At 63.0% G+C, this 1,244-nt stretch carries 1 protein-coding gene; it reads right to left on the bottom strand.

The features are described from left to right. Window positions 1-118: 118 nt before the first annotated feature. Window positions 119-1,244 (bottom strand): NADH-quinone oxidoreductase subunit NuoN (gene nuoN / locus AC1DT2_RS23830; RefSeq protein WP_477299163.1); only part of this gene is annotated, 1,126 nt, incomplete at its 5' end.

The raw sequence follows: 1,244 nt of genomic DNA on the forward strand, positions 1-1,244 counted from the left end.
ATACGTAGGTGGCCAGATTCTTGCAAGCGTCCTGCAACAATCCATCAACTATCGGCACCCACAAGAAAAAGGCGCGAACCGAAGTCCGCGCCTTTCCATGCCCAGCGTTACCCGGAGCTCAGCCCGCGAACGCCTTCTGGCACCAGGCCAGCAGCGGCGACCACGTAAAGCCCAGCACCAGCAACGCGAGCGCATTGATCGAGAGTACCCAGCGAGCCGGCGCGTCGGCAGTGGCACGGACATCGGTGCCTTCGGCCGGTGCATCGAAGTACATGACCTTGACCACGCGCAGGTAGTAGTACAGACCGATGATGGCAGCGACCGCACCCACCAGGGCCAGCCACAGCATGCCCGCTTCCACGGCGGCCTTCAGCACCAACAGCTTGCCGTAGAAACCGAACAGCGGCGGCACGCCGGCCAGCGAGAACATCACCAGCAGCATCAGGAAGGCAAACCACGGCGAACGCTGGTTGAGGCCCTTCAGATCGTCGATCTCTTCGCATTCGAAGCCCGAGCGCGACAGCACGATGATCATGCCGAACGCGGCGGCKCTGGTCAGCGCGTAGCTCACCGCGTAGAACATCGACGCCGAATAGCCGTCCGGGCCACCGTTGACGAAGCCGACCAAGAGGTAACCCATGTGCGAGATGGTCGAATAGGCCAGCAGGCGCTTGAGGTTGGTCTGCACCAGGGCAACCAGGTTGCCGATTGCCAGGGAAAGCACGGCCAACACGGCCAGCATAAGTTGCCACTGCGGCGCGAGGCCGGTGGCACCGCCGGCAGCATCGCCCATACCCGTCGAGAGCAAGCGATACGCCATGCCAAACGCGGCCAGCTTCTGTGCCGAACCGATGAACACGGTCACGGCGGTCGGCGAGCCCTGGTACACGTCCGGGATCCACATGTGGAACGGCGCGGCACCGAGCTTGAAGCCGATGCCGGTGATCATGAAGACCAGGCCAAACAGCAGCAGGGTCTTCCACTCGGTACCGACGATGGCGGCGTGGATCGTGTGCAGGTCGAGGCTATGGGTAGCACCGTAGACCATCGACATGCCGTACAGCAGCATGCCCGAGGCCAGCGCACCCAGCACGAAATACTTGATGGCCGCTTCCGACGAGAGGCTCGAGTCGCGGTTGAGTGCGACCAGGGCGTACGACGAGAGCGTCAGCAATTCGAGACCGAGGTACACCGTGACCAGGCTACCGGCCGACACCAGGAACATGATGCCGACGGTGGCGAAG

It is taken from the genome of Luteibacter sp. P4_E6 (genome assembly GCF_056401535.1).